At 74.4% G+C, this 22,169-nt stretch carries 21 protein-coding genes; 12 read left to right on the top strand and 9 right to left on the bottom strand.

Features of this window, described 5'->3' with window-relative positions; genetic code table 11:
- Window positions 1-3: 3 nt before the first annotated feature.
- Both HD597_RS35140 and HD597_RS35145 read right to left on the bottom strand, forming a co-directional pair.
- The gene (locus HD597_RS35140; RefSeq protein ID WP_253747677.1) at window positions 4-675 is read right to left on the bottom strand and encodes a hypothetical protein; all 672 of its coding nucleotides are present in this window, start codon (window positions 673-675) and stop codon (window positions 4-6) included.
- A 402-nt stretch (window positions 676-1,077) separates the two neighbouring features.
- Window positions 1,078-2,124, bottom strand: a complete 1,047-nt coding sequence (locus tag HD597_RS35145; RefSeq protein WP_253747679.1) for a VOC family protein — start codon at window positions 2,122-2,124, stop codon at window positions 1,078-1,080.
- Window positions 2,125-2,269: 145 nt separating this feature from the next.
- Between HD597_RS35145 and HD597_RS35150 the strand changes: the two genes are divergently transcribed.
- The 3 genes from HD597_RS35150 to HD597_RS35160 all read left to right on the top strand — a co-directional run bounded on the left by HD597_RS35150 (window position 2,270) and on the right by HD597_RS35160 (window position 5,074).
- Window positions 2,270-3,253 carry an AraC family transcriptional regulator gene (locus HD597_RS35150; protein ID WP_253747681.1) on the top strand — a complete coding sequence of 328 codons (984 nt, stop codon included), beginning with the start codon at window positions 2,270-2,272 and terminating at the stop codon, window positions 3,251-3,253.
- Between the two features lie 103 nt (window positions 3,254-3,356).
- Window positions 3,357-4,580: a styrene monooxygenase/indole monooxygenase family protein gene (locus tag HD597_RS35155; protein ID WP_253747683.1), complete on the top strand. Its 1,224-nt coding sequence runs from the start codon at window positions 3,357-3,359 to the stop codon at window positions 4,578-4,580.
- Window positions 4,577-5,074 (top strand): flavin reductase family protein, encoded by a 498-nt coding sequence (locus HD597_RS35160; RefSeq protein WP_253747685.1) that lies wholly within the window; start codon window positions 4,577-4,579, stop codon window positions 5,072-5,074. Before HD597_RS35155 ends, HD597_RS35160 begins: the two co-directional genes overlap by 4 nt.
- Window positions 5,075-5,081: 7 nt before the next feature.
- Here HD597_RS35160 and HD597_RS35165 read toward each other — a convergent pair whose 3' ends face one another.
- The gene (locus tag HD597_RS35165) at window positions 5,082-6,740 is read right to left on the bottom strand and encodes an ABC-F family ATP-binding cassette domain-containing protein (protein WP_253747687.1); all 1,659 of its coding nucleotides are present in this window, start codon (window positions 6,738-6,740) and stop codon (window positions 5,082-5,084) included.
- A 374-nt stretch (window positions 6,741-7,114) separates the two neighbouring features.
- Between HD597_RS35165 and HD597_RS35170 the strand changes: the two genes are divergently transcribed.
- Complete coding sequence (locus tag HD597_RS35170; RefSeq protein ID WP_253747689.1) at window positions 7,115-8,005, top strand: alpha/beta fold hydrolase; 891 nt, start codon at window positions 7,115-7,117, stop codon at window positions 8,003-8,005.
- 13 nt (window positions 8,006-8,018) lie between these two features.
- Here the strand turns inward: HD597_RS35170 and HD597_RS35175 are convergent, their stop codons facing one another.
- Window positions 8,019-8,570: a TetR/AcrR family transcriptional regulator gene (locus HD597_RS35175; protein WP_253747691.1), complete on the bottom strand. Its 552-nt coding sequence runs from the start codon at window positions 8,568-8,570 to the stop codon at window positions 8,019-8,021.
- Between the two features lie 260 nt (window positions 8,571-8,830).
- Here HD597_RS35175 and HD597_RS35180 point away from each other — a divergent pair, with 260 nt between their 5' ends.
- The 4 genes from HD597_RS35180 to HD597_RS35200 all read left to right on the top strand — a co-directional run bounded on the left by HD597_RS35180 (window position 8,831) and on the right by HD597_RS35200 (window position 12,805).
- The gene (locus tag HD597_RS35180) at window positions 8,831-9,889 is read left to right on the top strand and encodes an alpha/beta fold hydrolase (protein WP_253747693.1); all 1,059 of its coding nucleotides are present in this window, start codon (window positions 8,831-8,833) and stop codon (window positions 9,887-9,889) included.
- A gap of 52 nt (window positions 9,890-9,941) precedes the next feature.
- Window positions 9,942-10,382: a VOC family protein gene (locus HD597_RS35185; protein WP_253747695.1), complete on the top strand. Its 441-nt coding sequence runs from the start codon at window positions 9,942-9,944 to the stop codon at window positions 10,380-10,382.
- A gap of 41 nt (window positions 10,383-10,423) precedes the next feature.
- Window positions 10,424-11,869, top strand: coding sequence for a dihydrolipoyl dehydrogenase family protein (locus HD597_RS64950; protein ID WP_308210753.1), 1,446 nt, complete (start codon window positions 10,424-10,426; stop codon window positions 11,867-11,869).
- A 93-nt stretch (window positions 11,870-11,962) separates the two neighbouring features.
- A complete protein-coding gene (locus tag HD597_RS35200; RefSeq protein WP_253747697.1) occupies window positions 11,963-12,805 on the top strand; it encodes an oxidoreductase in 843 nt (280 codons plus the stop codon).
- 13 nt (window positions 12,806-12,818) lie between these two features.
- Here HD597_RS35200 and HD597_RS35205 read toward each other — a convergent pair whose 3' ends face one another.
- Window positions 12,819-13,166 (bottom strand): YciI family protein, encoded by a 348-nt coding sequence (locus HD597_RS35205; protein WP_253747699.1) that lies wholly within the window; start codon window positions 13,164-13,166, stop codon window positions 12,819-12,821.
- Between the two features lie 170 nt (window positions 13,167-13,336).
- Between HD597_RS35205 and HD597_RS35210 the strand changes: the two genes are divergently transcribed.
- Entirely contained in the window at window positions 13,337-16,099 is a 2,763-nt protein-coding gene (locus tag HD597_RS35210; protein WP_253747701.1) for a helix-turn-helix transcriptional regulator, read from the top strand.
- Between the two features lie 9 nt (window positions 16,100-16,108).
- On the opposite strand, the gene HD597_RS35215 is transcribed toward HD597_RS35210, so the two are convergent.
- From HD597_RS35215 to HD597_RS35230, 4 genes are all read right to left on the bottom strand, one after another.
- Window positions 16,109-16,984, bottom strand: a complete 876-nt coding sequence (locus tag HD597_RS35215; protein ID WP_253747703.1) for a cytochrome c biogenesis CcdA family protein — start codon at window positions 16,982-16,984, stop codon at window positions 16,109-16,111.
- Window positions 16,985-17,005: 21 nt separating this feature from the next.
- Window positions 17,006-17,401, bottom strand: a complete 396-nt coding sequence (locus HD597_RS35220; protein ID WP_276084447.1) for a redoxin domain-containing protein — start codon at window positions 17,399-17,401, stop codon at window positions 17,006-17,008.
- Window positions 17,402-17,642: 241 nt separating this feature from the next.
- Window positions 17,643-18,293: a glycosyltransferase family 2 protein gene (locus tag HD597_RS35225; RefSeq protein WP_253747705.1), complete on the bottom strand. Its 651-nt coding sequence runs from the start codon at window positions 18,291-18,293 to the stop codon at window positions 17,643-17,645.
- Complete coding sequence (locus HD597_RS35230; protein WP_253759602.1) at window positions 18,290-19,261, bottom strand: NAD-dependent epimerase/dehydratase family protein; 972 nt, start codon at window positions 19,259-19,261, stop codon at window positions 18,290-18,292. Before HD597_RS35230 ends, HD597_RS35225 begins: the two co-directional genes overlap by 4 nt.
- Before the next feature lie 139 nt (window positions 19,262-19,400).
- Between HD597_RS35230 and HD597_RS35235 the strand changes: the two genes are divergently transcribed.
- Genes HD597_RS35235 through HD597_RS35245 form a run of 3 tightly spaced genes read left to right on the top strand, consistent with a single transcriptional unit; the run spans window position 19,401 to window position 22,082 of the window.
- Entirely contained in the window at window positions 19,401-20,816 is a 1,416-nt protein-coding gene (locus HD597_RS35235; protein WP_253747707.1) for a glycosyltransferase 87 family protein, read from the top strand.
- Entirely contained in the window at window positions 20,713-21,474 is a 762-nt protein-coding gene (locus HD597_RS64955) for a TIGR04282 family arsenosugar biosynthesis glycosyltransferase (protein ID WP_308210754.1), read from the top strand. The genes HD597_RS35235 and HD597_RS64955 overlap by 104 nt, the downstream gene beginning before the upstream one ends.
- The gene (locus HD597_RS35245) at window positions 21,471-22,082 is read left to right on the top strand and encodes a class I SAM-dependent methyltransferase (RefSeq protein ID WP_253747709.1); all 612 of its coding nucleotides are present in this window, start codon (window positions 21,471-21,473) and stop codon (window positions 22,080-22,082) included. Before HD597_RS64955 ends, HD597_RS35245 begins: the two co-directional genes overlap by 4 nt.
- The last annotated feature ends 87 nt before the right edge of the window (window positions 22,083-22,169 follow it).

The following is a 22,169-nucleotide window of genomic DNA, read 5'->3' on the forward strand; positions in this document are numbered from 1 at the left end:
GAGCTAGCTCAGCCTGCACGAGATGGACTCCACGACGTCGATGAAGCGCACGTCGTCCGGGCGGGCGGCGATCACGGTCGTCGCGGTGGTGTCGTTGACCATGAAGGCCGAGCGGGTCTGCACGGCGCCGGCGCCGTCCCGCTCGTCCACGCGCCACATCGAGCCGCCGCGCACGCGCTTGCCCTTGGCGCGCGGGACCGAGTCGGAGGCGTCCGCGAGCGGCTTGACCTGGACGTTGCAGACCTGGTCGATGGTGTTGACCGCCAGCAGGTTGGCGAGCGTCAGGCCCGAGCCCGCCCGCGGCAGCATGGTCAGGCCTTCCGGGGTGTCCTGGATGTCGAACTTGGCGAGGATGTCCATGAAGGTCTCGAAGGGGACGCCCGTGCCGGTGAAGAAGGTGGAGATCTCGTTGTGCGGCCCCACCCACACCATGTTGGTGCCGCTCTCCGGGTCCTCCAGGGACAGCAGCCGGCCGCCGTTCCACTGGGCCTCACGCACGGTGTAGCGCGACCAGTCGCCCATCTGCTTGGAAACGATTTCAGCAGACCCGGCCGGAGTCACCTGGAACCGGATGCCCTCGGTGGGGCCGTGTGCCCAGATGAGGTAGGCCCAGCCGCCGATGAAGGGCTGGGAGTTGCCGTCGACGACGAGACTCTGTCCGTTCGGTGCACGCACTTGCATGGTGTTGCCTTCCACGAGGGGAAAACGGCACGCCGGAATGGCGTCCGCATGGGCGTCGAGCTGCGAGGGGGGTGCATGCGTGCCGGGCGCCTTGCCGGGCACCACCAGAATGATCGTCGGAAATATCTCACGGCGATCCACAGCCGGTCAAGATCTTGCTCAGGCCTCGGGACGGAGGTGATTCTCCGGAATGCGCAGGGGCCGCCCGGACCCAGCCTCGGCCCTTGTTTCCGCACGTCAGGCGGCGTTCGTCAGTCTCACCCTCTCGCCGCCAGAGGCGCCGGCTGCTCCCCGGATCGGGGCTCTCGACGCCCCGTGGTGGCAGGGCATGGTGAACTCGGGGCGTGGCGGGGGTTCAGCGCCCCGGCGATGCGTCCGTCGTCGGGCTCGCGCGCCTCAGCCCTCCTGGCGGAAGATGATCGCGACGCCCAGGGCGGCGTCCGCGGGCACGAACAGCTCTCCGGGGCCGGTGCGGGTGATGGGGACGTCGTTGCGGCGCAGGAACCGCTCGGTCGCGGCGAGGTCGCCCACCGACACCGCGTACGCGACGAACGCCGGCAGTGCCGCCGGACGCTCGCCGGGCAGCAGCTCGGCGAGCTCCGAGGCGGGGACGACGGTGACGCCCGCCCGCTCGAAGCGGGCCGCGCCCGGCGCCCGGCCGTCATGCGCCCGGCCGTCATGCGCCCGGCCGTCCCGCGCCCGGCCGTCCCGCGCCCGGTCCTCATGCGCCCAGCCGTCGCGTGGCCGGCCGAAGTACGCGCCGTAGCGCCGCCTCAGCTCGGGCGTCGCCGCGTCGGGGGCGCACAGCACGCATTCGACCAGCCCGGTCGCACCGTTGGGATGGCCGGTGCGTGGCGGGTCGTCGTGCGGCCCGGCCGCGGTGTTCTCGGCGAACCCGATCCTGCCTTCCGGCACGCGCCCCTCGGGCAGCCCGGGATCGGAGATCTCCAGGTAGCGGGCGGGCTCCATCCTGGTCCCCGCGCTCGTCTCGACCGGCCGCTGAACGGTGTGCACGCCACCGTGGCGGACACCGGCGGCGGTCAGCCGCGCCGCGACCCGGTCGAGGTCCGGCGTGTCCGCGATCATGATGTGCAGCCCCTCGAAGCGCCGCAGGAACGAGGCGATGTTCCCGGCGGTGGCGCGGATGGCGGCCACCAGCCCGGGCAACCTGTCGCCGGGGACCCGCAACGGGATCGGGCGGACCGCGCCGGGCGCGGGGCCGGTCTCGGGCAGCACGGCGACCAGCTCGACGAAGTTGCCGGGGAAGTACACGTGGGTGTTGGCCACCCCGAACGGCTCGGCGGGGCCGCCCGCCACGCGGGGCAGCACGGGACAGGCGGGCGCCGGCACCGTGAAGCCGAGCCGCCGATACCGCTCCATCGCCTGGTCCAGATCCCGCACGATGTGCCCCACATGATGCAGGCCGTTGACATCGTCACCCATCACGAGCCACCTTCCGTCGCCGTCGCCGAGCCGCGAGCGATATTGAGAGTACGCTCTCAAATAGGAGTCCGCCACCATTTTCTTCGCCGGACGGTGTGCGTCCTTTTACCTGGAACGCCTGGAGCGACGACCACGATCATCTGGTGTGCTCCTCAGCAATCGCGCCGTCTTCGCCAGCTCCGACCTCGACGAGGTCCGCGGCGAGGTCGCCAAGGTGTTCTGCCCGCACCGGCTGGACCTGGCCGGGGACGCGGACCTGCTGTCGGCCCGGTTCAACTCCGTCCAGCTCGGCTCGGTCCGCGTCAGTTACCTGGACTACGGGGCCGACGTGCACATCGAGCCGGGCGACCTCGACACGTTCTTCCTGGTCATGATCCCGCTCGCCGGCCGCAGCCTGATCCGCGCCGGCGGCGAGGAGATCGTGTCCACCCCGTCGCTGGCCTCGCTGCCCTCGCCCACCCGTCACCTCGACATGCGCTGGGCCGCCGGCTGCCCCCAGTTGCTGGTCAAGTTCGAGCGCGCCTCGATCGAGCGCTCGGTGGAGCAGATGCTCGGCGAGCGGCTCGACCATCCGGTCGTCTTCGGCCTCGGCATGGACCTGACGGCGGGCTGGACCCGGTCCTGGCGGGACATGGCCGACCTGCTCGTCAGGGAGGCCGAGCGCGACGACGGGCTGGCCGGCCATCCGCTGGCCATCGCGCACCTGGAGAACGCCCTGATCACCCTGCTGCTGACCATGCAGCCCTCCAACTACCGCGAACGGCTGACGGCGCCCCGGCCGGCCGCCCTGCCGAAGGTCGTGCGCCGGGCGATGGAGTTCATCGAAGGGCACGCGCACCTCCCGCTCACCACCACCGACATCGCCGGCGCCGTCGCGGTCAGCAGCCGCTCCCTCCAGGAGGGTTTCCGCGCGCACCTCGGCCTGACGCCCATGGCCCACCTCAGGCAGGTACGGCTGGCGCGGGTGCACGACGAGCTCAGGACGGCCGATCCGGCCAGGGCCACGGTGACCACGGTGGCCGCCCGATGGGGATTCCTGCATCAGGGACGCTTCGCCGCCCAGTACCGCGACAGGTACGGGCGCACGCCGTCGGAGACGCTGCGCGGAGGCTCCGCGTCAGGTGGATGAGATCCGCGCTCAGCGGATGGCTCCGGCGCGAGCGCCGGCCGTACCGTTCTTGTCAGGCGCCGATCACCACCTCCGTCCAAGACTGCGAAGGGACACCTCCACCATGCGCGACATCCTCATCGTCGGCGCCGGCCAGGCCGGCCTCCACCTGGCGATCGGCCTGCTCCAGCACGGCTACGACGTCACCGTGGTCTCCAACCGCACCCCCGAGTCCATCCGCGACGGCCGGGTGATGTCCGGCCAGGCCATGTTCGGCACCGCGCAGGCCCACGAGCGCGAGCTCGGCCTGGACCGGTGGGCGGACGTCTGCCCGCCCATCGACGGCATCGCGCTCACCGTTCCGAGCCCGGAGGGCGGCAAGGCCCTCGACTGGGCGGCGCGGCTGCACGTCCCGGCCCGCTCGGTCGACCAGCGGCTGAAGATGCCCGCGTGGATGGAGGAGTTCGAGCGGCTCGGCGGCAAGCTCGTCCTGCACGACGCCACGCCCGAAGACCTGGAAGGCTACGCGGCCCGGTACGACCTGGTCCTGGTCGCCGCGGGCAAGGGGCAGATCGCCTCGCTCTTCGAGCGGGACCCCGCGCGCTCGCCGTACGCGGCCCCGCAGCGGGCTCTGGCGGTCACCTACGTCAACGGGCTGGCCCCCCGCCCCGGCCACTCGGCGGTCTGCTTCAACCTGCTTCCCGGCGTGGGCGAGTTCTTCGTCTTCCCCGCGCTCACGCACACCGGCCCCTGCGAGATCATGGTGTTCGAGGGCGTGCCGGGCGGCCCCATGGACTGCTGGGGCGACGTGCGCGGCCCCGCCGAGCACCTGGCGCGCAGCCGGCAGATCCTGGAGACCTTCTTCCCGTGGGAGGCCGAGCGCTGCGCCGGGATCGAGCTCACCGACGCCAACGCGGTCCTGACCGGCCGCTTCGCCCCCACGGTGCGCCGGCCCGTCGCCGTCCTGCCCTCCGGCGCGCCGGTGCTCGGGGTCGCCGACGTGGTGGTGCTCAACGACCCGATCACCGGGCAGGGCAGCAACAACGCCGCCAAGTGCGCGGCCACCTACCTGCGGGCCATCGTGGAACGGGGCGGGCAGCCGTTCGACGCCGAGTGGATGCGGCGGACCTTCGACCTCTTCTGGGCGCAGGCCCAGCACGTCACGAGCTGGACCAACGCCCTGCTGGCGCCGGCCGAGCCGCACCACCTGGCGCTCCTGGGCGCCGCCGGGCAACGCCCGGAGATCGCCTCCCGGTTCGTCAACGGCTTCGACGACCCGGCCGACTACGCCGACTGGTTCATGGACGCCGGCCGGGCCGAGGCCTACCTGAGCAGGGTCGCGGCATGAGAGCGCTGCGTGACGCCTTCGGGCAGTTCGCGACCGGGGTGGCGGTGATCACGACGGCCACCCCGGGCGGGGAGCGGGCCGGCGTGACCGTCAACTCCTTCACCTCGGTCTCGCTCGATCCGCCGCTGCTGCTCTGGTGCCTGTCGAGCCGGGCGCCCAGCGCGCCGCTCTTCCTGCGGGCCGGGCGGTTCGCCGTCAACGTCCTGGCCGCCGGCCAGGACCACCTGTCCAGGCGCTTCGCCACGCCGTCGGCCGACAAGTTCGCCGGGGTGGAGCTGCTCGGCGCTCCCCTGCCGATCCTGGCCGGGACGCTGGCCAGCTTCGTCTGCCGGACGGAGCGCGTCCACGACGGCGGCGACCACCACATCTTCGTCGGGGCGGTGGAGCGCTACCAGCGGGCCGAAGGGGAGCCGCTCGTCTTCCACTCCGGCCGCTACCGGGAGTTCTGGCCGGAGCTGTCCATCAGCGCGAGCCACGTGGCCGACTGCGCCTGAACGGGTCTCATGGCAGGTGGAGGCGGCGGCCCTGCCAGCGGGAGCGCAGCCACCGGTCGTGGCTCGCCACCACGATCCCGCCGATCCCGCCGGGCCCGCCGGGCCCGCCGGCGCCGAGGGCCTCCTCCAGCTCGTCCGCGAGCCGGGGTGACAGGTGGTTGGTGGGCTCGTCGAGCAGCAGCACCCCGGGGGGATCGGCCACCAGCAGGGCCAGCGCCAGGCGGCGGCGCTGGCCGGCCGACAGCTCCCCCACGCGCTGGTCCAGGTCACGCCGGCCGATCAGGCCCAGCGAGAGCAGCGGTACGGACTCGGCGCGCTCCCGGCCGAGTGCCCGCTCGTACGTCTCCCGCACCGTGCGGTCCGGCCGCTCGAACACGGAGTCCTGAGCCAGCAGCCCGACGGTCAGCCCGCGCCGCCGCCGCACCGCTCCCTCCGCCTCCAGCCGGCCGGCCAGCACCGCCAGGAGGGTGGACTTGCCCGCGCCGTTCGGCCCGGTGACCAGCAGCCGCTCCCCCGGCGCCACGTCGAGCCGGTCGATCGAGAGCCGTCCGGGAACGCGCACGTCCCGCAGCGACAGCAGCACGGCCTCGTCGTCGCCGGCATCGGCGGTGGCGGTCGCCTCCCCCGCACCGGCGGCGGCCGTGACGAGGGTGCGCGGACGGAAGCGGAGCGGGGGCGGCGGCGCGGGGATCTGCTCGCGCTCCAGCTCGGCGAGCCGGCGGGCGGCGTTGCGCACCCGCCGCGAGATCTGCTGCTGCACCCGTCCCGCGCGGTGCCCGTACCCCATCTTCTCGTTGTCGCGCCGCAACCCGTCCGGCGCCACCTGCCGTGACGTCACCGCGACGGCGCGGCGCAGCTCGCCGAGCTCCTCCTGCTCCTCGGCGTGGCGCCGCTCCCAGCGCTCGCGTTCCGCGTGCTTCCCGGCCAGGTACGCGCCGTAGCCGCCTCCGTACCGGACGGGCCCGTCCACCGCCGGGTCGAGATCGATCAGGTCCGTGCAGACAGCGTCCAGGAACGCCCGGTCGTGGCTGGCCACGACCACCGCCCCCGCCATCGCGCGCAGCCGCTCCTCCACGAACGCCGCGGCGGCGTCGTCCAGGTGGTTGGTGGGCTCGTCCAGCAGCAGCGCGGCGGGTTGCCTGATCAGGAGCGCCGCCAGGGCGAGCCGCCCGCGCTGCCCGCCGGACAACGACGCGAGCGCGCGCCCGTGCGGCACGCCGCCCAGACCGAGCCGGTCGAGGACGATCTCCGCGCGGCGGCCGGCGTCCCAGGAGTCGCGCTGTTGCGCCCGGTCGAGCCTGGCCCCGTACGCTTCGAGCAGCGCGGCGTCGTCCGGGGCCGCGGCGAGCGCCCGGGTGAGCCGGTCGAGCTCGGCCAGGTCCGTACGGGCCTCCCTCAGCGCGTCGTCGAGCACGCCGCCGACCGTGGTGTCGCCGGCGAACGGCGTTTCCTGGTGCAGGAAGCCCAGGTCGGCGGGCCGCACGACGGTGCCGGAGTCCGGCTCGTCCAGCCCGGCCAGCAGGCGTAGCAGGGTGGACTTGCCCGCTCCGTTCTCACCGATCAGCCCGATCCGGTGACCGGGCGCGGCGGTGAGGGAGACGCCGTCGAGCACGCGCCGCGCGCCCAGCGTCCGTACGAGCTCGCGGGCGAGCAGCGCGTCACTCATCGGCGGGCCCTCCCGTCTCCAGCGGGCGGCAGGGAAAAGAGGGACGGCAACAGACGATCAACGTCTCGGACATGCGGGAAGACCTCAGGGGAGAGCACGGGCGCGCGCCGGGGCCGCCCGGTGGGAGGACAGGGATTCAGGGAACGACGACCGGGGCCGCGTCGGCGGCGCTCAGGTGCGCCCGCCGGGGCCGGTCAACCTCCGGTATCACCCGGAGATGTCGTCGTCACCTGCCATGCCCGGTCTTCTCCTGCCTCTTGATCGGCCTTCACCCTAGCAGCCGCCGGGGCACGTGACCGGCGGGGAGTGCGCCGCATGCCCGCGTATACGCGTCCTCAACGTCGTGCATGCGGGCGGTGCCTAGCGTGGGCGCCATGTCGAACCACCAGACGGCGCTGTCGCCCGGCACGCACACTGTCGACCTCGGGAACGTCGCCCAGCGCTACCACGTCGCGGGAAGCGGGCCCGTCGTGCTCGCCCACCCGGGCGGGCCCGGCCTGTCGTGGGAGTACCTGCGGATGCCGGCCGCCGAGAGCCACGTCACCATGGTGTACGTCGAGCCGATCGGCACGGGCGCCTCCGGCCGGCTGCCGGCGCACCCGCACGGCTACACCCGCGAACGTTACGCGCAGGCCCTGGACGGGCTGATCGACCACCTCGGCGCGGACCGCGTGCACCTGCTCGGCCACTCCCACGGCGGCTTCGTCGCCCAGCACTACGCCCTGACCCGTCCCGACCGGCTCGCCGGCGTCATCCTCTACGACAGCGCCCCGGTGACGGGCCCCGAGCACTACGCCGAGGCGGCCCGCAACATGGAGGAGTTCGCCCGGCGCAACGCGGGCAGGCCGGGGCTGGATGGCGTCCTGGCCACGTGGGAGTCGCTGGGCGCGCTCGCGGACGACGAGGGCACCACCCGCGCCGCCCGCGGCATCCTGCCCGCCTACCTCGCCGACTACTGGGACCACCAGGAGAGGTACGCGCCCCTGTTCGCCATCACCGGCACCTACATCTCCGGCCTGGACGACCGGCTCGCCCCGGATCTCGTCGACGACCGGGACGCGCTCGGCTCGATCAGGGCGCCCGCCCTGGTCGTCGCGGGCCGCCACGACGTCATCTGCGGCCCGCGCTGGGCCGGGGAACTGGCCGCCGGGATCCCCCGCGCCGACCTGGTCGTGCTGGAGAACAGCGGTCACCTCGGCCACGTCGAGGAGCCGGACGCCTTCGCCCGGGCGGTGACAACCTTCGTCTCGGCCACGGCCCGGTGACGCAGCCGGCGGCTCAGCGCGATTGCGGCGCGCCGACGCCGCGCAGCAGGGTGTCGACCACGACGTCGGCGGCCTGTGCGGCGCTCAGCTCCGGCAGGTTGCCCGCGGCGTGCTCCATCAGCGGCGGCAGGACCGTCGCCACCCAGCCGGGCGGCAGGTCGTCGCGCAGCAGGCCCTCGCCGGTGGCGCGGCGCAGGAAGGCGTCCACCTCCTCGACCAGCCGGCGGCGCCGCTCGCGCAGCGTCTCCTCGCGGAGCATGCGGCTGGTCTCCACGGGCCACTTGCGGTTGACCGCGATGATGCCTTCGACGTAACGGTGCAGCGCGACCGCGACCGGCGCCTCGCGCAGCCGGGCGGCCTCGACGGCCTCCTCGACCGCGTCGTAACGTGCCCCGTAGACGGCGGCCATCAGGTCTTCGCGGGAGGCGAAGCGGCGGTAGACGGTGCGGCGGTCGACTCCCGCCGCGGCGGCGATGGCGGCGATGCTGGCCGAGGGATCGTCGGCGAGCATGCGGGCACCCGTGCTCAGGACCCGTTCGAGATTGCGCGTCGCGTCTGCTCTCACCTGCCCAAAGATACTCCGTTCCGTAGCAGATGACGCCATTTACCGCCATCCATGTGAGGCGTTTGCAGCTATAAGAGCGGTGCTACTGAGGCGGTTATGACGCGGGACAGTCGAATGACCCAACGCCGCCCCGCGCGGCCGGCTGGGCGGCGGGGACGCCGTACGTCGTGTCTCACCGTCATCTGACTGATGTGCCGGAGCCCGCCGCCCGAAACAGTAAGAACGCCGCATCACCTGTGAAACGACACGGAGGACCCCTCATGATGGATAGGCGAACCTTCGGCAAGGTCGTCGGTCTGGCCACCGGCGCGACCGTCGCCTCGCTGGCGGGCCTGCAGGCGTTCCCGGCGGCCTCGGCCGCCGCCCGGGGGGCGGCCCCGGCGTTGCCCGCGGTCACGCCCGGCACGCACACGTCCTTCGCCTCGCTGAAGCAGGTCAAGGCCGGGCTGCTGGACATCGGTTACGCCGAGGCGGGCCCGGCCGGGGGGCCGGTGGTGATCTGCCTGCACGGCTGGCCGTACGACATCCACAGCTTCGTGGACGTCGCCCCGCTGCTGGCGGCGCAGGGTTACCGGGTGATCGTGCCCTACCTGCGCGGTCACGGCACGACGCGGTTCCTGTCCGCCAAGACGTTCCGCAACGCCCAGCAGTCGGCGATCGCGCTGGACATCATCGCGCTGATGAACGCGCTCAGGATCGACCAGGCCGTGCTCGCCGGCTTCGACTGGGGGTCGAGGACCGCCGACATCATCGCGGCCCTGTGGCCGGAGCGCTGCAAGGCCCTGGTGTCGGTGAGCGGCTACCTCATCACCAACCTCGAGGCCAACCTCGCCCCGCTGGCTCCGAAGGCCGAGTACGCCTGGTGGTACCAGTACTACTTCGCCACCGAGCGGGGCCGCCAGGCCATGCGGGACAAGGGCAAGCGGCACGACCTCAGCCGGCTCGTCTGGGACACCGTCTCGCCGACGTGGGACTTCGACGACGCCACCTTCGAGCGCACGGCCGCGGCCTTCGACAACCCCGACTACGCCGCCATCGTGATCCACAACTACCGCTGGCGGCTGAGCCTGGCCGAGGGCGAGCGCCGCTACGACGCCGTCGAGCGGCGGCTGCAGGCCCGGCCGCGCATCAACGTGCCGACGATCACCCTCGACGCGGAGCTCGACCCCTTCACCGCCCCGCCGGGCGACGGCTCGGCCTACCGGGACATGTTCACCGGCGCCTACGACCACCGCACGCTCAAGGGCATCGGCCACAACCTGCCGCAGGAGGCGCCCACGGCCTTCGCCCAGGCCGTGGTGGACGCCGACCGCCTCTGAGCGGCACGTGACAGAACCCGCAACCCCCGAAAGGAAGACCACCACCATGGACATGAAGCTCGAAGTCGTCGTCCTGCCCGTGACCGACGCCGACCGCGCCCAGGACTTCTACACCCGGCGGCTCGGTTTCCGCCTCGACGCGGACTTCCCGATCAAGGACGGCTACCGGATCATCCAGGTCACTCCCCCGGGCTCGGCCTGCTCGATCATCTTCGGCGAAGGTCTCACCGACGCCGCACCCGGCACGGCGCAGGGGCTGCACCTGATCGTGTCCGACATCGAGCAGGCCTGCGAGGAGCTGGCGGGCCGCGGCGTCGAGGTCACCGGCCCGTTCCACGACGCCACGGGCGCCTTCCACCAGGCCGGCGAGACCGGCCGCGTCATGGGCGCGCACCCGGAGCGCGCCAGCTACGGCTCGTTCGCCGCGTTCGCCGACCCCGACGGCAACCGCTGGTTCCTGCAGGAGATCACCGTACGGCTGCCCGGCCGCTGACCGGCGACGTTCCCGAGACCCGGCCACACCATGGAGGACCAGTGACCGCCGAAGACACCCGCAGCTATGACGTGGTCGTGATCGGGGCCGGCCCGGTCGGCGAGAACGTCGCCGACCGGACCACCGCCGCCGGCCTGAGCACCGTCATCGTGGAGAGCGAGCTCGTGGGCGGCGAATGCTCGTACTGGGCGTGCGAGCCGAGCAAGGCCCTGCTGCGGCCCGCGCTCCTGCGCGCCGAGGTCGCCCGCGTGCCGGGGGTGCAGGCGGGCGGCGCGCCCCTGGACGTCGACGCCGTGCTGGCGCACCGCGACCGCATGGCCGCCCACTGGGACGACGACGGCCAGGTCGAATGGCTCAGGACGGCCGGCGTCGACCTCCAGCGCGGCCACGGCCGCCTCGACGGGCCACGGCGCGTGGCCGTGAGCACCCCCGGCGGCGGCACCGTCCACCTGCTGGCCAGGCACGCCGTGGCCGTGTGCACCGGCAGCACGGCCGCCCTGCCCGCCCTGCCCGGGCTCGCCGGGCTGCGCCCCTGGACCAGCCGCGAGGCCACCAGCGCCACGAAGCCGCCCGGCCGCCTCGTCGTCGTCGGCGCGGGCGTCGTGGCCGCCGAGATGGCCACCGCCTGGCAGGCCCTCGGCAGCCAGGTCGTGCTCCTGGCCCGCGGCAACCGGCTGCTGCCGCAGCTCGAGCCCTTCGCCGGCGAGCTCGTCGCCGAGCGGCTGCGCGAGGCGGGCGCCGACCTGCGGTTCGGCGTGACCGTGAGCAGCGCCGTCCGCATGGGCGGCGGGGTCGGCGTCCTGCTGTCCGACGGCGGCAGGCTCACCGCGGACGAGATCCTCTTCGCCACCGGCCGCGCGCCCAGGACCGGCGACCTCGGCCTCGAGACCGTCGGCCTGGCCCCCGGCGACTGGCTCACCACCGACGACACCTTCACCGTCACCGCCGTCCAAGGTGACTGGCTCTACGCCGCCGGCGACGTCAACCGGCGGGCCCTGCTCACCCACCAGGGCAAGTACCAGGCCCGCATCGCCGGCGCCGTCATCGCCGCCCGCGCCTCCGGGACGCCGCTCGACACCGCGCCGTGGGGCACCCACGCGGGCACCGCCGACCTCGCGGCGGTGCCTCAGGTGGTCTTCACCGATCCCGAGATCGCCAGTGTCGGCCTCACCACCGCAGAGGCGCGGCGCACCGGGCGGCACGTGGACGTCGTGGACTACGACCTCGGCCACGTCGCCGGCGCCCTCCAGCACGACCCGGGTTACCGGGGCAGGGCGCGCGCGCTCATCGACCCCGATCGCCGCACCGTCGTCGGCTGCCACTTCGCCGGGCCGGGCGTGGCCGAGCTCCTGCACTCCGCCACCGTCGCGATCGCCGGTGAGATCCCCCTGGAACGCCTCTGGCACGCCGTTCCGCCCTTTCCCACGATCAGCGAGGTGTGGTTGCGGCTGCTGGAGACGTACCGGGATCAGCGCGCTGCGCTGTAGCACATGGAGAGATTCCTGTCACAATAGGCCGGATGTTCATAGTCTAAGTGCTACATTGATGAGGCAGTTGTTCGTGAGTACGGAGGAACCCTCATGGCCAGGACATGGCTCATCACCGGAGCGTCGCGCGGCTTCGGACGTCGCCTCACCGAGGCCGTCCTCGACGCGGGCGACCGGGTCGTCGCCACCGCACGCAGCCCCAAGCAGCTCGACGACCTGGTGGCCCGGCACGGCGACCGGATCCGGGCGGTCGCGCTCGACGTCACCGACGCCGCCGCGGCCTCCCGGGCCGTCGAGGAGGCCACCACCGCCTTCGGCCGCCTCGACGTGGTCGTCAACAACGCCGGTTACGGCAACAGCGCGCCGATCGAGGAGATGGCCGAGGACGACTTCCGCGCCCAGATCGAGACGAACTTCTTCGGCGTCGTGAACGTCACCCGGGCCGCCCTGCCCGTCCTGCGCACCCAGCGCTCAGGGGTGTTCGTGCAGTTCTCCTCCATCGGAGGGCGCGTCGGCGGCACGCCGGGCATGGGCGCCTACCAGAGCGCGAAGTTCGCCGTGGAGGGCTTCTCCGAGGTCCTGGCCAGGGAGGTCGCGCCCTTCGGCGTCAAGGTCGTCATCGTCGAGCCGGGCGCGTTCCGTACCGACTGGCAGGGCTCCTCCATGGAGATCCACCCCGTCGGCCCCGACTACGAGGAGACCGTGGGGGCCATCCACCGCTACCGGCGCGAGACCGACGGCGCCCAGCCCGGCGACCCGGCCCGCGCGGCGAGGATCATCATCGACGTCGTCGGCCACGACGACCCGCCGCGGCGGCTCCTGCTGGGCAGCGACGCCGTCGCCGCCGCCCAGCAGGCGGCCGGGATCCGCGCCGCGGAGACCGAGAAGTGGGCCGGCGTGAGCCGCTCGGCCGACTACCCCGCCGACGAGCGCTAGCCGCACCGCCCGGTCAGGACGGCCCGTCCCAGACGGGGCGGATCTCGATGCCCGCGCCCAGGGGGCAGTGGCGTGCGATCTCCTCGGCCTCGTCCAGGTCCGCGCAGTCGATGAGGTAGTAGCCCGCCAGGTCCTGGCTCAGCGCCACGAACGGCCCGCCGGTCGAGACCGGCCCCTGGTCCGAGGGGCGCAGCGACCTGGCCTGCGCGGCGGGCTTCAGCGCCTCCCCCGAGAACGCGATGCCGCGCTCCCGCAGATGACTGCCGAACGCCGCGTGCTCGGCCAGCGCCGCCTCCATCTCCTCCTCCGAGACCGACTCCCAGTAGTTCTCCGGATCGAAGAGCAGCAGTGCGAACTTCATCGTGAACCTCCTCATCCTGACGGCGAAGGAGCGTGCCCGGGACGGGCGCCGCGGGGGCCGGCGACTCGCGGCCCCATGACCGGATCATCCGAACCGTACCCGTCCGGTGCATAATTGGGACGAGCCGAATCATCCAGAGTCTGGCTCACCTGACCTGCGCGGGGTGGTGAATGTCGAGCGGCGCTCCTCGGCTCGGCCTGCGTGGCAGGCGCAGCGAGTGCGAGGCGCTGGATCGGCTGCTCGCCGAGGCCAAGGCGGGCCGGAGCCAGGTGCTGGTGCTGCGCGGCGAGGCCGGGGTGGGCAAGTCCGCGCTGGCGGACCACCTGGTGGGCAACGCGGCGGGATGCCAGACGTTGCGGGTGGCCGGCGTCGAGTCCGAGATGGAGCTGGCGTTCGCCGGGCTGCACCAGTTGTGCCTGCCGATGATGGGGCAGCTCGATCGGCTGCCCGGCCCGCAGCGGGAGGCCCTGTCCGTCGCGTTCGGCCTCAGCGCGGGCAGCGTGCCCGACCGTTTCCTGGTCGGGCTGGCGGTGCTCAGCCTGCTGGCCGAGGTGGCGGAGAAGCAGCCGCTCGTCTGCGTCGTGGACGACGCCCAGTGGCTCGACCAGGTCTCCGCTCAGACGCTGGCCTTCGTCGCCCGCCGGCTGCTCGCCGAGCAGGTGGTGCTGGTGTTCGCGGTGCGCACCTCGGAGGCCGGTCAGGGCGAGGACCGGTTGCGGGGGCTGCCGGAGCTGACGATCCGGGGGCTGGGCTACGACGACGCCCGCGCGCTGCTGGACTCGGTGGTGCCCGGCCGGCTGGACGAGCGGGTCAGGGACCGGATCGTCGCCGAGACCCGCGGCAACCCGCTGGCGCTGCTGGAGCTGCCGCGAGGGCTGACGGTGGCCGAGCTGGCCGGCGGGTTCGGCCGCCCTGACGCGCGCCCGCTGGCTAGCAAGATCGAGCAGAGCTTCGTGCGGCGGATCGGGGAGCTGCCGGCCGCGACGCAACGGCTGCTGCTGGTCGCGGCCGCCGAGCCGGTGGGGGACATCTCGCTGCTGAGACGGGTGGCCGAGCGGCTCGGCATCAGGGCGGACGCCACGGCGGCGGCCGAGGCGGCGGAGCTGATCGAGTTCGGCACGCGGACGCGGTTCCGCCATCCGCTGGTGCGCTCGGCGGCCTACCGGGCGGCGGACCTGGAGGAACGCCAGGACGTGCACCGTACGCTGGCCGAGGCGACCGATCCGGAGTCCGACCCGGACCGCAGGGCCTGGCATCGCGCGCACGCGGCGGTCGAGCCCGACGAGGCCGTGGCCGGCGAGCTGGAGCGCTCCGCCGACCGGGCCCAGGCGCGCGGCGGCATGGCGGCGGCGGCCGCGTTCCTCAAGCGCGCGACCGAGCTGACGCCCGATCCGGCCAGGCGCGGAGCCCGGGCGGTGGCCGCGGCGCAGGCCACGTTCGAGGCCGGGGCTCCTGACGCGGCGCTGGAGCTGCTCTCGGCCGCGGAGATGTGCCCGCTGGACGAGCTCCGGCGCGGGCGGCTGGCCCGGCTGCGCGCCCAGATCCTCTTCGCCCGCAGGCGCGGCGGCGAGGCGGCGCCGTTGCTGCTCGACGCGGCCGGCCGGCTCGAACGGGCCGACGAGGGTCAGGCGCGCGAGGCGTACCTCGACGCGATCGGGTCGGCGATGTTCGCCGGCCGCCTCGGCGAGCCCGGCGGGCTGCGGCGGGTCGCCGAGGCCGCCCGCGCCGCGCCGCGCGGGCCCGAACCGCCACGGCTGGCCGACGCGCTGCTCGACGGCCTGGCGACGCGGTTCGCCGACGGCTACGTCGCGGGCGCGCCGCTGCTGAAGCGCGCGCTGGAGGCGTTCAGGCAGGACGCCGGGCGCAACGGCGAGGACGTCATGCGCTGGCTCTGGCTGGCCTGGCCGGCCGCCGGCGACATGTACGACGACGAGACGTGGCACGAGCTGACCACGCACGCGGTCCGCACGGCTCGCGAGGCCGGCGCGCTCAACTTCCTGCCGCTGGCCCTGACCTACCGCGCCGCCGTGCACGTGCACGCCGGCGAGTTCGACGCGGCCTCCACCCTGATCGAGGAGTCCGACGCGCTGCTGAAGGTGACGGGCAACTCGCACCTCGGTTACGCCTCGGTCCTGCTCCTGTCGTGGCGTGGCGCGAACACCGAGGCGGTGGGCGTGGTGGACGCCGGCGCCGAGTGGGCGAGCACCTGGAACGAGGGGCGGGCGATAGGCGCGCGCCCCTACCTGCGCGCGGTCGTCTACAACGGTTTCGGCCGCTACCAGGACGCCCTGGCCGGCGCGGAGCAGGCGTACGAGTACGACGACCTGGGGCTCTTCGGATTCTCCCTCATCGAGCTGGTCGAGGCCGGAGCCCGCGGCAACGCCCCCGAGGCGGCCTCGACCGCGCTGCGCCACCTCGAGGAACGGACCCTGGCCAGCGGCACGGGCTGGGCGCTCGGCCTGCTGGCCCGGTCGAGAGCGCTGGTGTCCGAGGGCCGGGCCGCCGACCTGCTGTACCGCGAGGCCATCGAGCACCTGCGGCGCAGCCGGGTCGCCGTCCACCTCGCGCGCACGCACCTGGTGTACGGCGAGTGGCTGCGCCGCGAGAACCGGCGGGCCGAGGCGCGCGAGCACCTGCACACCGCCCACGAGATGTTGCAGGGCTTCGGCGCCAGGGCCTTCGCCGACCGCGCCCGCCGCGAGCTCGTGGCGCTCGGCGAGTCCGTACGCCGGCACGCGGCCGAGGAACGGCAGGTCCTCACGGCGCAGGAGGCGCAGATCGCGCGGCTGGCGGCCGGCGGGAAGACGAACTCCGAGATCGGCGCCGAGCTGTTCATCAGCCCGCGCACCGTCGAGTGGCACCTGCGCAAGGTGTTCGCCAAGCTCGACGTGGACTCGCGCAACAAGCTGCGCGGGGTGCTGACCGGCTCCTGACGGCCGGGCTCACCGGTCCGCGCGCGTCCGTGGACGGGAGCGGGCGAGGCGGGCCACCAGGACGATCACGACGAGCACGGCGAACGCGAGGGCGACCAGGCCGGGGCCGAGGGACTCCAGCCATCCCGCGACGACGGCCTGCACGGCGGTCGCCGCGCCGACGATCGGGTCATCGGTGGCGGCGCCCGCGTAGACGCGCAGCTCGTACCAGCCGTAGTAGGCGACGTACAGGCCCGCGGGCACCAGCAGCCCGCCGCTGATCCGCGACACGTACGGCAGCATGACCCGCGCCCTGGCCACCACCGCCGACCGGGCCAGCGCCACCACCAGCGACAGCACGGCCACGACCAGCCCCATGCCGAGCGCGTAGGCGACGAAGACCAGCAGCCCGCCCAGGATCCCGCCGGCGGCCAGCGAGGCGGAGGTGACGGCGAGGAACGGGCCGATGGTGCACGACAGGGAGGCCACCGCGTAGCTGAGGCCGTACCCGTACAGGGAGGGGAGCGAGGCGACGGGCCGCCCGGTGGCCAGCCGGGGGGTGCGGACCAGCAGCTCGCGGCCGGCCAGCAACCACACCCCCAGCCCGCACAGGGCGGCGCCGATCAGGATCGTCACCCACGGCAGGTACCGGCCGACCGACACCGCCAGCGGCGTCACCACCAGCCCGAACAGCCCGAACACCGTGACGAACCCCGCGGTCATGGCCGCCCCGAGCAGCAGCGCCCGCGCCACCGGCCCGCGCGCGAAGGCGCCGCCCGCGCCTGGCCGGGGGTCGTCGGCGACCAGCATCGTGAGGTACGCGGGCAGCAGCGCGAACCCGCACGGGTTGAACGCGGCCACCAGCCCCGCCGTCAGGGCCAGCGCCAGCGGCAGCTCACCGGTCATGCCCGCCCCCGGCGGCGTGCGCTACGCGGCGCGCAGGCCGGCGACATGGCGATCGAGGTCGTCGGAGCCGAGCGGCCCCGAGGCCTTCTGGGTGGATCCGTCCGGTTTCATGAACACGAACGTGGACTGCCGGCTGACGCCGAGCCGGGTCCACACCGCGCCCTTCTCGTCCGAGAGGTGGACGAAGCCGCCGGTCCCGGTGCGCTGCACGAAGTCCTTCATGGCGGCCTCGCCGTCCAGCCCGGCGACACCGACGAAGGCCACGTCGGCGTACTTGGCGGCGGCGGCCTTGACGGCCGGGGCCTCCGACTGGCACTTCGGGCACCACGGCGCCCAGAACCAGAACACCACGGGCTTGCCCGCCAGGCTGGAGCCGTCGAACCGCTGGCCGTCCAGGGTGGTGGCGGTGAACCGCAGCGCCTGCGGAACGTCCGCCTGCCCCGGGAGGCCGCGGGCTCAGAAGTGGCCGGGGCGTCGGAGGTGGCCGGGGCGTCGGAGGTGGCCGATGTCGTGCCGGCCGGAGCCGACGCAGCGCCGCCGCTGCCGGTCTGCCCTGCCGCGCCGCACGCGGCCGTCAGCAACCCCGCCGCGACCATGGCGGCCACCGCACGAATCCTCATCATGCCGCGAGCATAGGCACGGACGGGGGGCCCGGATCTTACGAGCCGATGACGCGCCGCATGTCGGCGACGGCGCGCAGCGTCCCGCGCACGGTGCCGGTCACCTTGGAGCGTCCCGTCCTGGCCAGGTAGTCCACCTCGACCTCGGCGATCCGCCACCCGGCGGCGGCGGCGCGCAGCACCATCTCCAGCGGGTAGCCGAAGCGGCGGTCGGTCAGCTCCAGCGCCAGCAGCGCCGAGCGGCCGGCCGCCCGCATGGGGCCGAGGTCGTGCAGCGGAGCCCCCGTACGGCGGCGCAGCTGCGCGGCGAGGACGGCGTTGCCCAGCCGGGCGTGCGGCGGCCAGGCGCCCGCGGCCTTCGGGACGCGCCGGCCGAGCACGAGGTCGGCGCGCCCGCCGAGCACCGCCGCGGTCACCCGGGGCAGCTGGGCGGGGTCGAGCGAGGCGTCGGCGTCCATGAAGCAGACCGTTTCGGCCGAGGCGGCCAGCAGCCCGGCGTGGCAGGCGGCGCCGAAGCCGCGCCTGGGCTCGTGGACCACCTCGGCCCCGAGGTCGCGCGCGACCCGCGCGGAGCGGTCGGTGGAGCCGTTGTCGACCACGATGGGGCGGTAGCCGCCGGGCATGCGGCCGAGCACCCAGCCGAGCGCGGCCTCCTCGTCCAGGCAGGGCAGGATCACGTCGATCGTCATGACCGGGCGAACTCCTTCATGCCCGCCTCGAAACCGACCTCGGCGCGGAAGCCGAGCTCGGCCGCGGCCCGTCCGGGCGAGGCCACGATGTGCCGGACGTCGCCCAGCCGGTACTCGCCGGTGATCAGCGGTCCTGGCCCGCCCCGTTCCGCGGCCAGCGCGCGGGCCATCTCGCCCACGGTGCGGGGCGTGCCGGAGGCGATGTTCCAGGCCCGCAGCTCACCGGGCGGGACGGGCGCGGCCAGGGCGGTGAGGTTCGCCCTGGCCACGTCGCGCACGTGGACGAAGTCGCGCAGCTGCCGGCCGTCCTCGAACACCTTCGGCGCCCTGCCCGCCTCCAGCTCGGAGCGGAAGATCGCGGCCACTCCCGCGTAGGGGGTGTCGCGGGGCATGCGGGGGCCGTACACGTTGTGGTAGCGCAGCGCCGCCACCCTTCCGCCCGTCTCCCTGGCCCAGTTGGCGGCCAGGTGCTCCTGCGCGAGCTTGCTGGAGGCGTAGGCGTTGCGCGGGTCGGCGGGCGCGTCCTCCTCGATCGCGGTCCAGAGCAGGGGCTCGCCGCACCGCGGGCAGGCGGGGTCGAAGCGGCCCCGCTCCAGGTCGTGGACGGCCCGGGGCCCCGGCCTGGCCTGGCCGTGCATGGCGCAGGCGTAGCGGCCCTCGCCGTAGACGACCATCGAGGAGGCCAGGACCAGGCGTGCGATTCCGTGCCTGGCCATGGCGGCCAGCAGGACGGCGGTGCCGTAGACGTTGACCGAGGCGTAGTCGGGCAGGTCGGCGACGTGCACGCCGAGCCCCACCTTGGCGGCCTGGTGCACGACGGCGCCGGCGCCCGGCAGCAGCGTGTCCAGCAGGGCCGCGTCGCGCACGTCGGCGCCGTGCCGCAGGTCCAGGCCGACGACGTCGAGCCCAGCGGCACGCAGGGTCTGGCTCACGTGCCCGCCGATGAAACCGGCCGAGCCGGTGACCATCACTCTCACGCCGCCGACGCTAAGCCTCCGCCGGGGGCGGCCTGAAGCGACGTCAGCGTTCCGTAAGGGTTGTTACGGACCTCGAACGGCGGCGGCCACGGCGGTCCCGGCCGGGCTCCGGCGTGCGAGGCTGCCGCCTGTGAGCCGGTACCTGCTCGCCGTCGGCGGGGTTCTCGCGGCCCTGGCGATCGTCCTGATCGGGATGGCCGCCGGGCACTCCGGGCCGGGCCCGCACCTGGCGGCCTGGGCGCTGTTCGCGTGCGCCCTGTGGCTGGCGCGGCGGGTTCCCGCGGAACGGATCGGCGCGCTGGTCATGGCCGGGGGGACCGTGCTGGCCGCGACCGGGCTGGCGGGGCCGCCGAGCAGCAGCACCGACTCCTTCAGGTACGCCTGGGACGGCCGGGTGCAGGCCGCGGGCGTCTCCCCCTACGATCATCCGCCGTCCGCGCCGGAGCTCGCGGGGCTGCGCGACGGCTGGCTCTTCCCGGCCGGCTGCGCCGACCGCTATCCCCTGCCGGACGGCGGCTGCACGCGGATCAACCGGCCCACGGAGCCGACCATCTACCCGCCGGTGGCGCAGGGCTACTTCCTGCTGGTCCACTGGCTGTCGCCGGAGGGCGTGCGGCACAAGGCCCTGCAGGCCGGCGGCTGGGTGATGGCCGTGCTGGCGCTGGTGGCGCTGTGCCGGCTGGCGGGCGCCCGGCGGGCGGCGTACTGGGCGTGGTGCCCGGCGGTGCCGGTCGAGGCGGTGAACAACGCGCACGTGGACATGCTGGGCGTGCTGCTGGTCGTGCTGGCCTTCTGCGCCGCCCGGGCCGGCCGCGCCCGCGGGGCGCTGCTCGGCGCGGCCGTGGCGGCCAAGCTGCTGCCCGCGACGGCGCTGCCCGGCGCCCTGTCCGGGGTGCTCGCCGGCGGCGTCGCGTGGCGGCGCGCCGCCGTCACCGTCGTGCCCGCCGCGCTCGTGGTGACGCTGTCCTACCTGCCGTACGTCCTGGCCTCGGGCGGCTCCGTGGTGGGCTACCTGCCCGGCTACCTGGAGGAGGAGCGCTACGACGGCGGCGGCGACGACCGGTACGCGGTCCTGCGGCTGGTCCTGCCGGACTCGTGGGCGCCGTACGCGGCGATCGCGTCGCTCGGCCTGATCGCCCTCCTCGTCCTGCGCCACGGCGACCCCGACCGGCCCTGGCGGGGCGCGCTGCTCGTCAGCGGCTCGCTGCTGCTGCTCTTCACCCCCGGCTACTCCTGGTACGCGCTGCTGGTCGTCGCGCTGGTCGCCATGGACGGGCGGTGGGAGTGGCTGGGCGCGGCCCTGGCGGGCGCGGTCGCCTACAGCGCCGGCCCCGGAACGCTCTTCTACGCGGCCGCCGCCCTGGCCGTGCTGATCGGCTGGGCCGTCCGATCACCTGCCGACCCCCATCCTCTGAGGACTGAGCACACTGAGCCACCAGATCGTGATCATCGCCAAGGAACCGCTGCCCGGGCGGGTCAAGACCCGGCTGACCCCGCCGTACAGCCCGGCCGGGGCCGCGGCGCTGGCCGAGGCGGCGCTGCGTGACACCGTGCGCGCCGTGGCCGCGACGCCGGCGGCCCAGAGGGTGCTCGCCCTGGACGGGCTGCCCGGCCGCTGGCTGCCGCCGGGATTCGTGGTGGTGCCGCAGCGCGGCGCGGGGCTGGACGAGCGCCTGGCGGCGGCCTTCGCCGACGCCCACCGGCTGTGTCAGGAGCCCGTCGTGCTGATCGGCATGGACACCCCGCAGGTCACGCCCGCGCTGCTGGGCGAGGCGGGGCGGGCGCTGGAGCGGCACGACGCGGTGTTCGGCCCGGCGGCCGACGGCGGCTTCTGGCTGCTCGGCCTGCGCCGTCCGGACCCGGCGCTGCTGCTGGGGGTGCCCATGTCGCATCCGGAGACCGGCAGGCGCCAGCTCGACCGGCTCGAACGCGCCGGGCTGGACGTGCACCGCCTGCCCGTGCTGACCGACGTCGACACCGCGGCGGACGCCGCCGCCGTCGCCGCCGCCGCGCCCGCCACCCGCTTCGCCGCCGCCGTGGCCTCCATGGCACCCACCACCCGCACCGCCGACGCCGTGGCCGCCGCGGCACCCGCCGACCACTCCGCCGCACCTACGGCACCCGCGATCCGCTTCACCGACGCCATCATCGCCGTGGCCCCCGCCACCCGCTTCACCGCCGCGCCGTGGGAGGTGGACCGGTGATCGGCGATCTCTACGCCGACGCTCTCGCCGGCGAGAGCGCCGAGATCGAGTACGTCGACGGCTCCCGCGTGCCGCTGGAGGCCGCGCGCTGGTCCGAGCCGATCGACGGCGACGAGGAGCTGCTGAGCCGCTGCTCCAGCCCCACGCTGGACGTCGGCTCCGGCCCCGGGCGGCTCACGGTGGCGCTGACCCGGCGCGGGATCCGCTCGCTCGGCATCGACATCACCCCGCGCGCCGTCGCCCTGACCCGCCGCGCCGGAGGGTTCGCCCTGCTCAGGAACGTCTTCGAGGACGTCCCGCACAGCGGCCGGTGGGCCACCGCGCTGCTCGCCGACGGCAACATCGGCATCGGCGGCAACCCCGCGGCGCTGCTGCACCGGGTCAGGCACCTCCTGCGGCCGGGCGGCGCCGTCCTGGCCGAGGTCGCGCCGCCCGGGACCCGGAGCCGGGTCGACCGGCTCCGGCTGCGCCGCGGGCCGCTGGTCGGGCCGTGGTTCGGCTGGGCGACCGTCTCGGCGGACGACGTCCGGCGCGTCGCTCCGGACGCCGGCTTCGCCGGGGCCGACTGCTGGACCGCCCACGACCGCTGGTTCGCCCGCCTTTCCTGATACGGGCCCGCGGAGCCCGGTGCCCGCCCGTGCCGCAACGGCCGAGAAGGCCGAGCCCGGCACGTGCCGGGACGGCCGGGAAGGCCG

It is taken from the genome of Nonomuraea thailandensis, assembly GCF_024172165.1.
Lineage (GTDB): Bacteria > Actinomycetota > Actinomycetes > Streptosporangiales > Streptosporangiaceae > Nonomuraea > Nonomuraea thailandensis.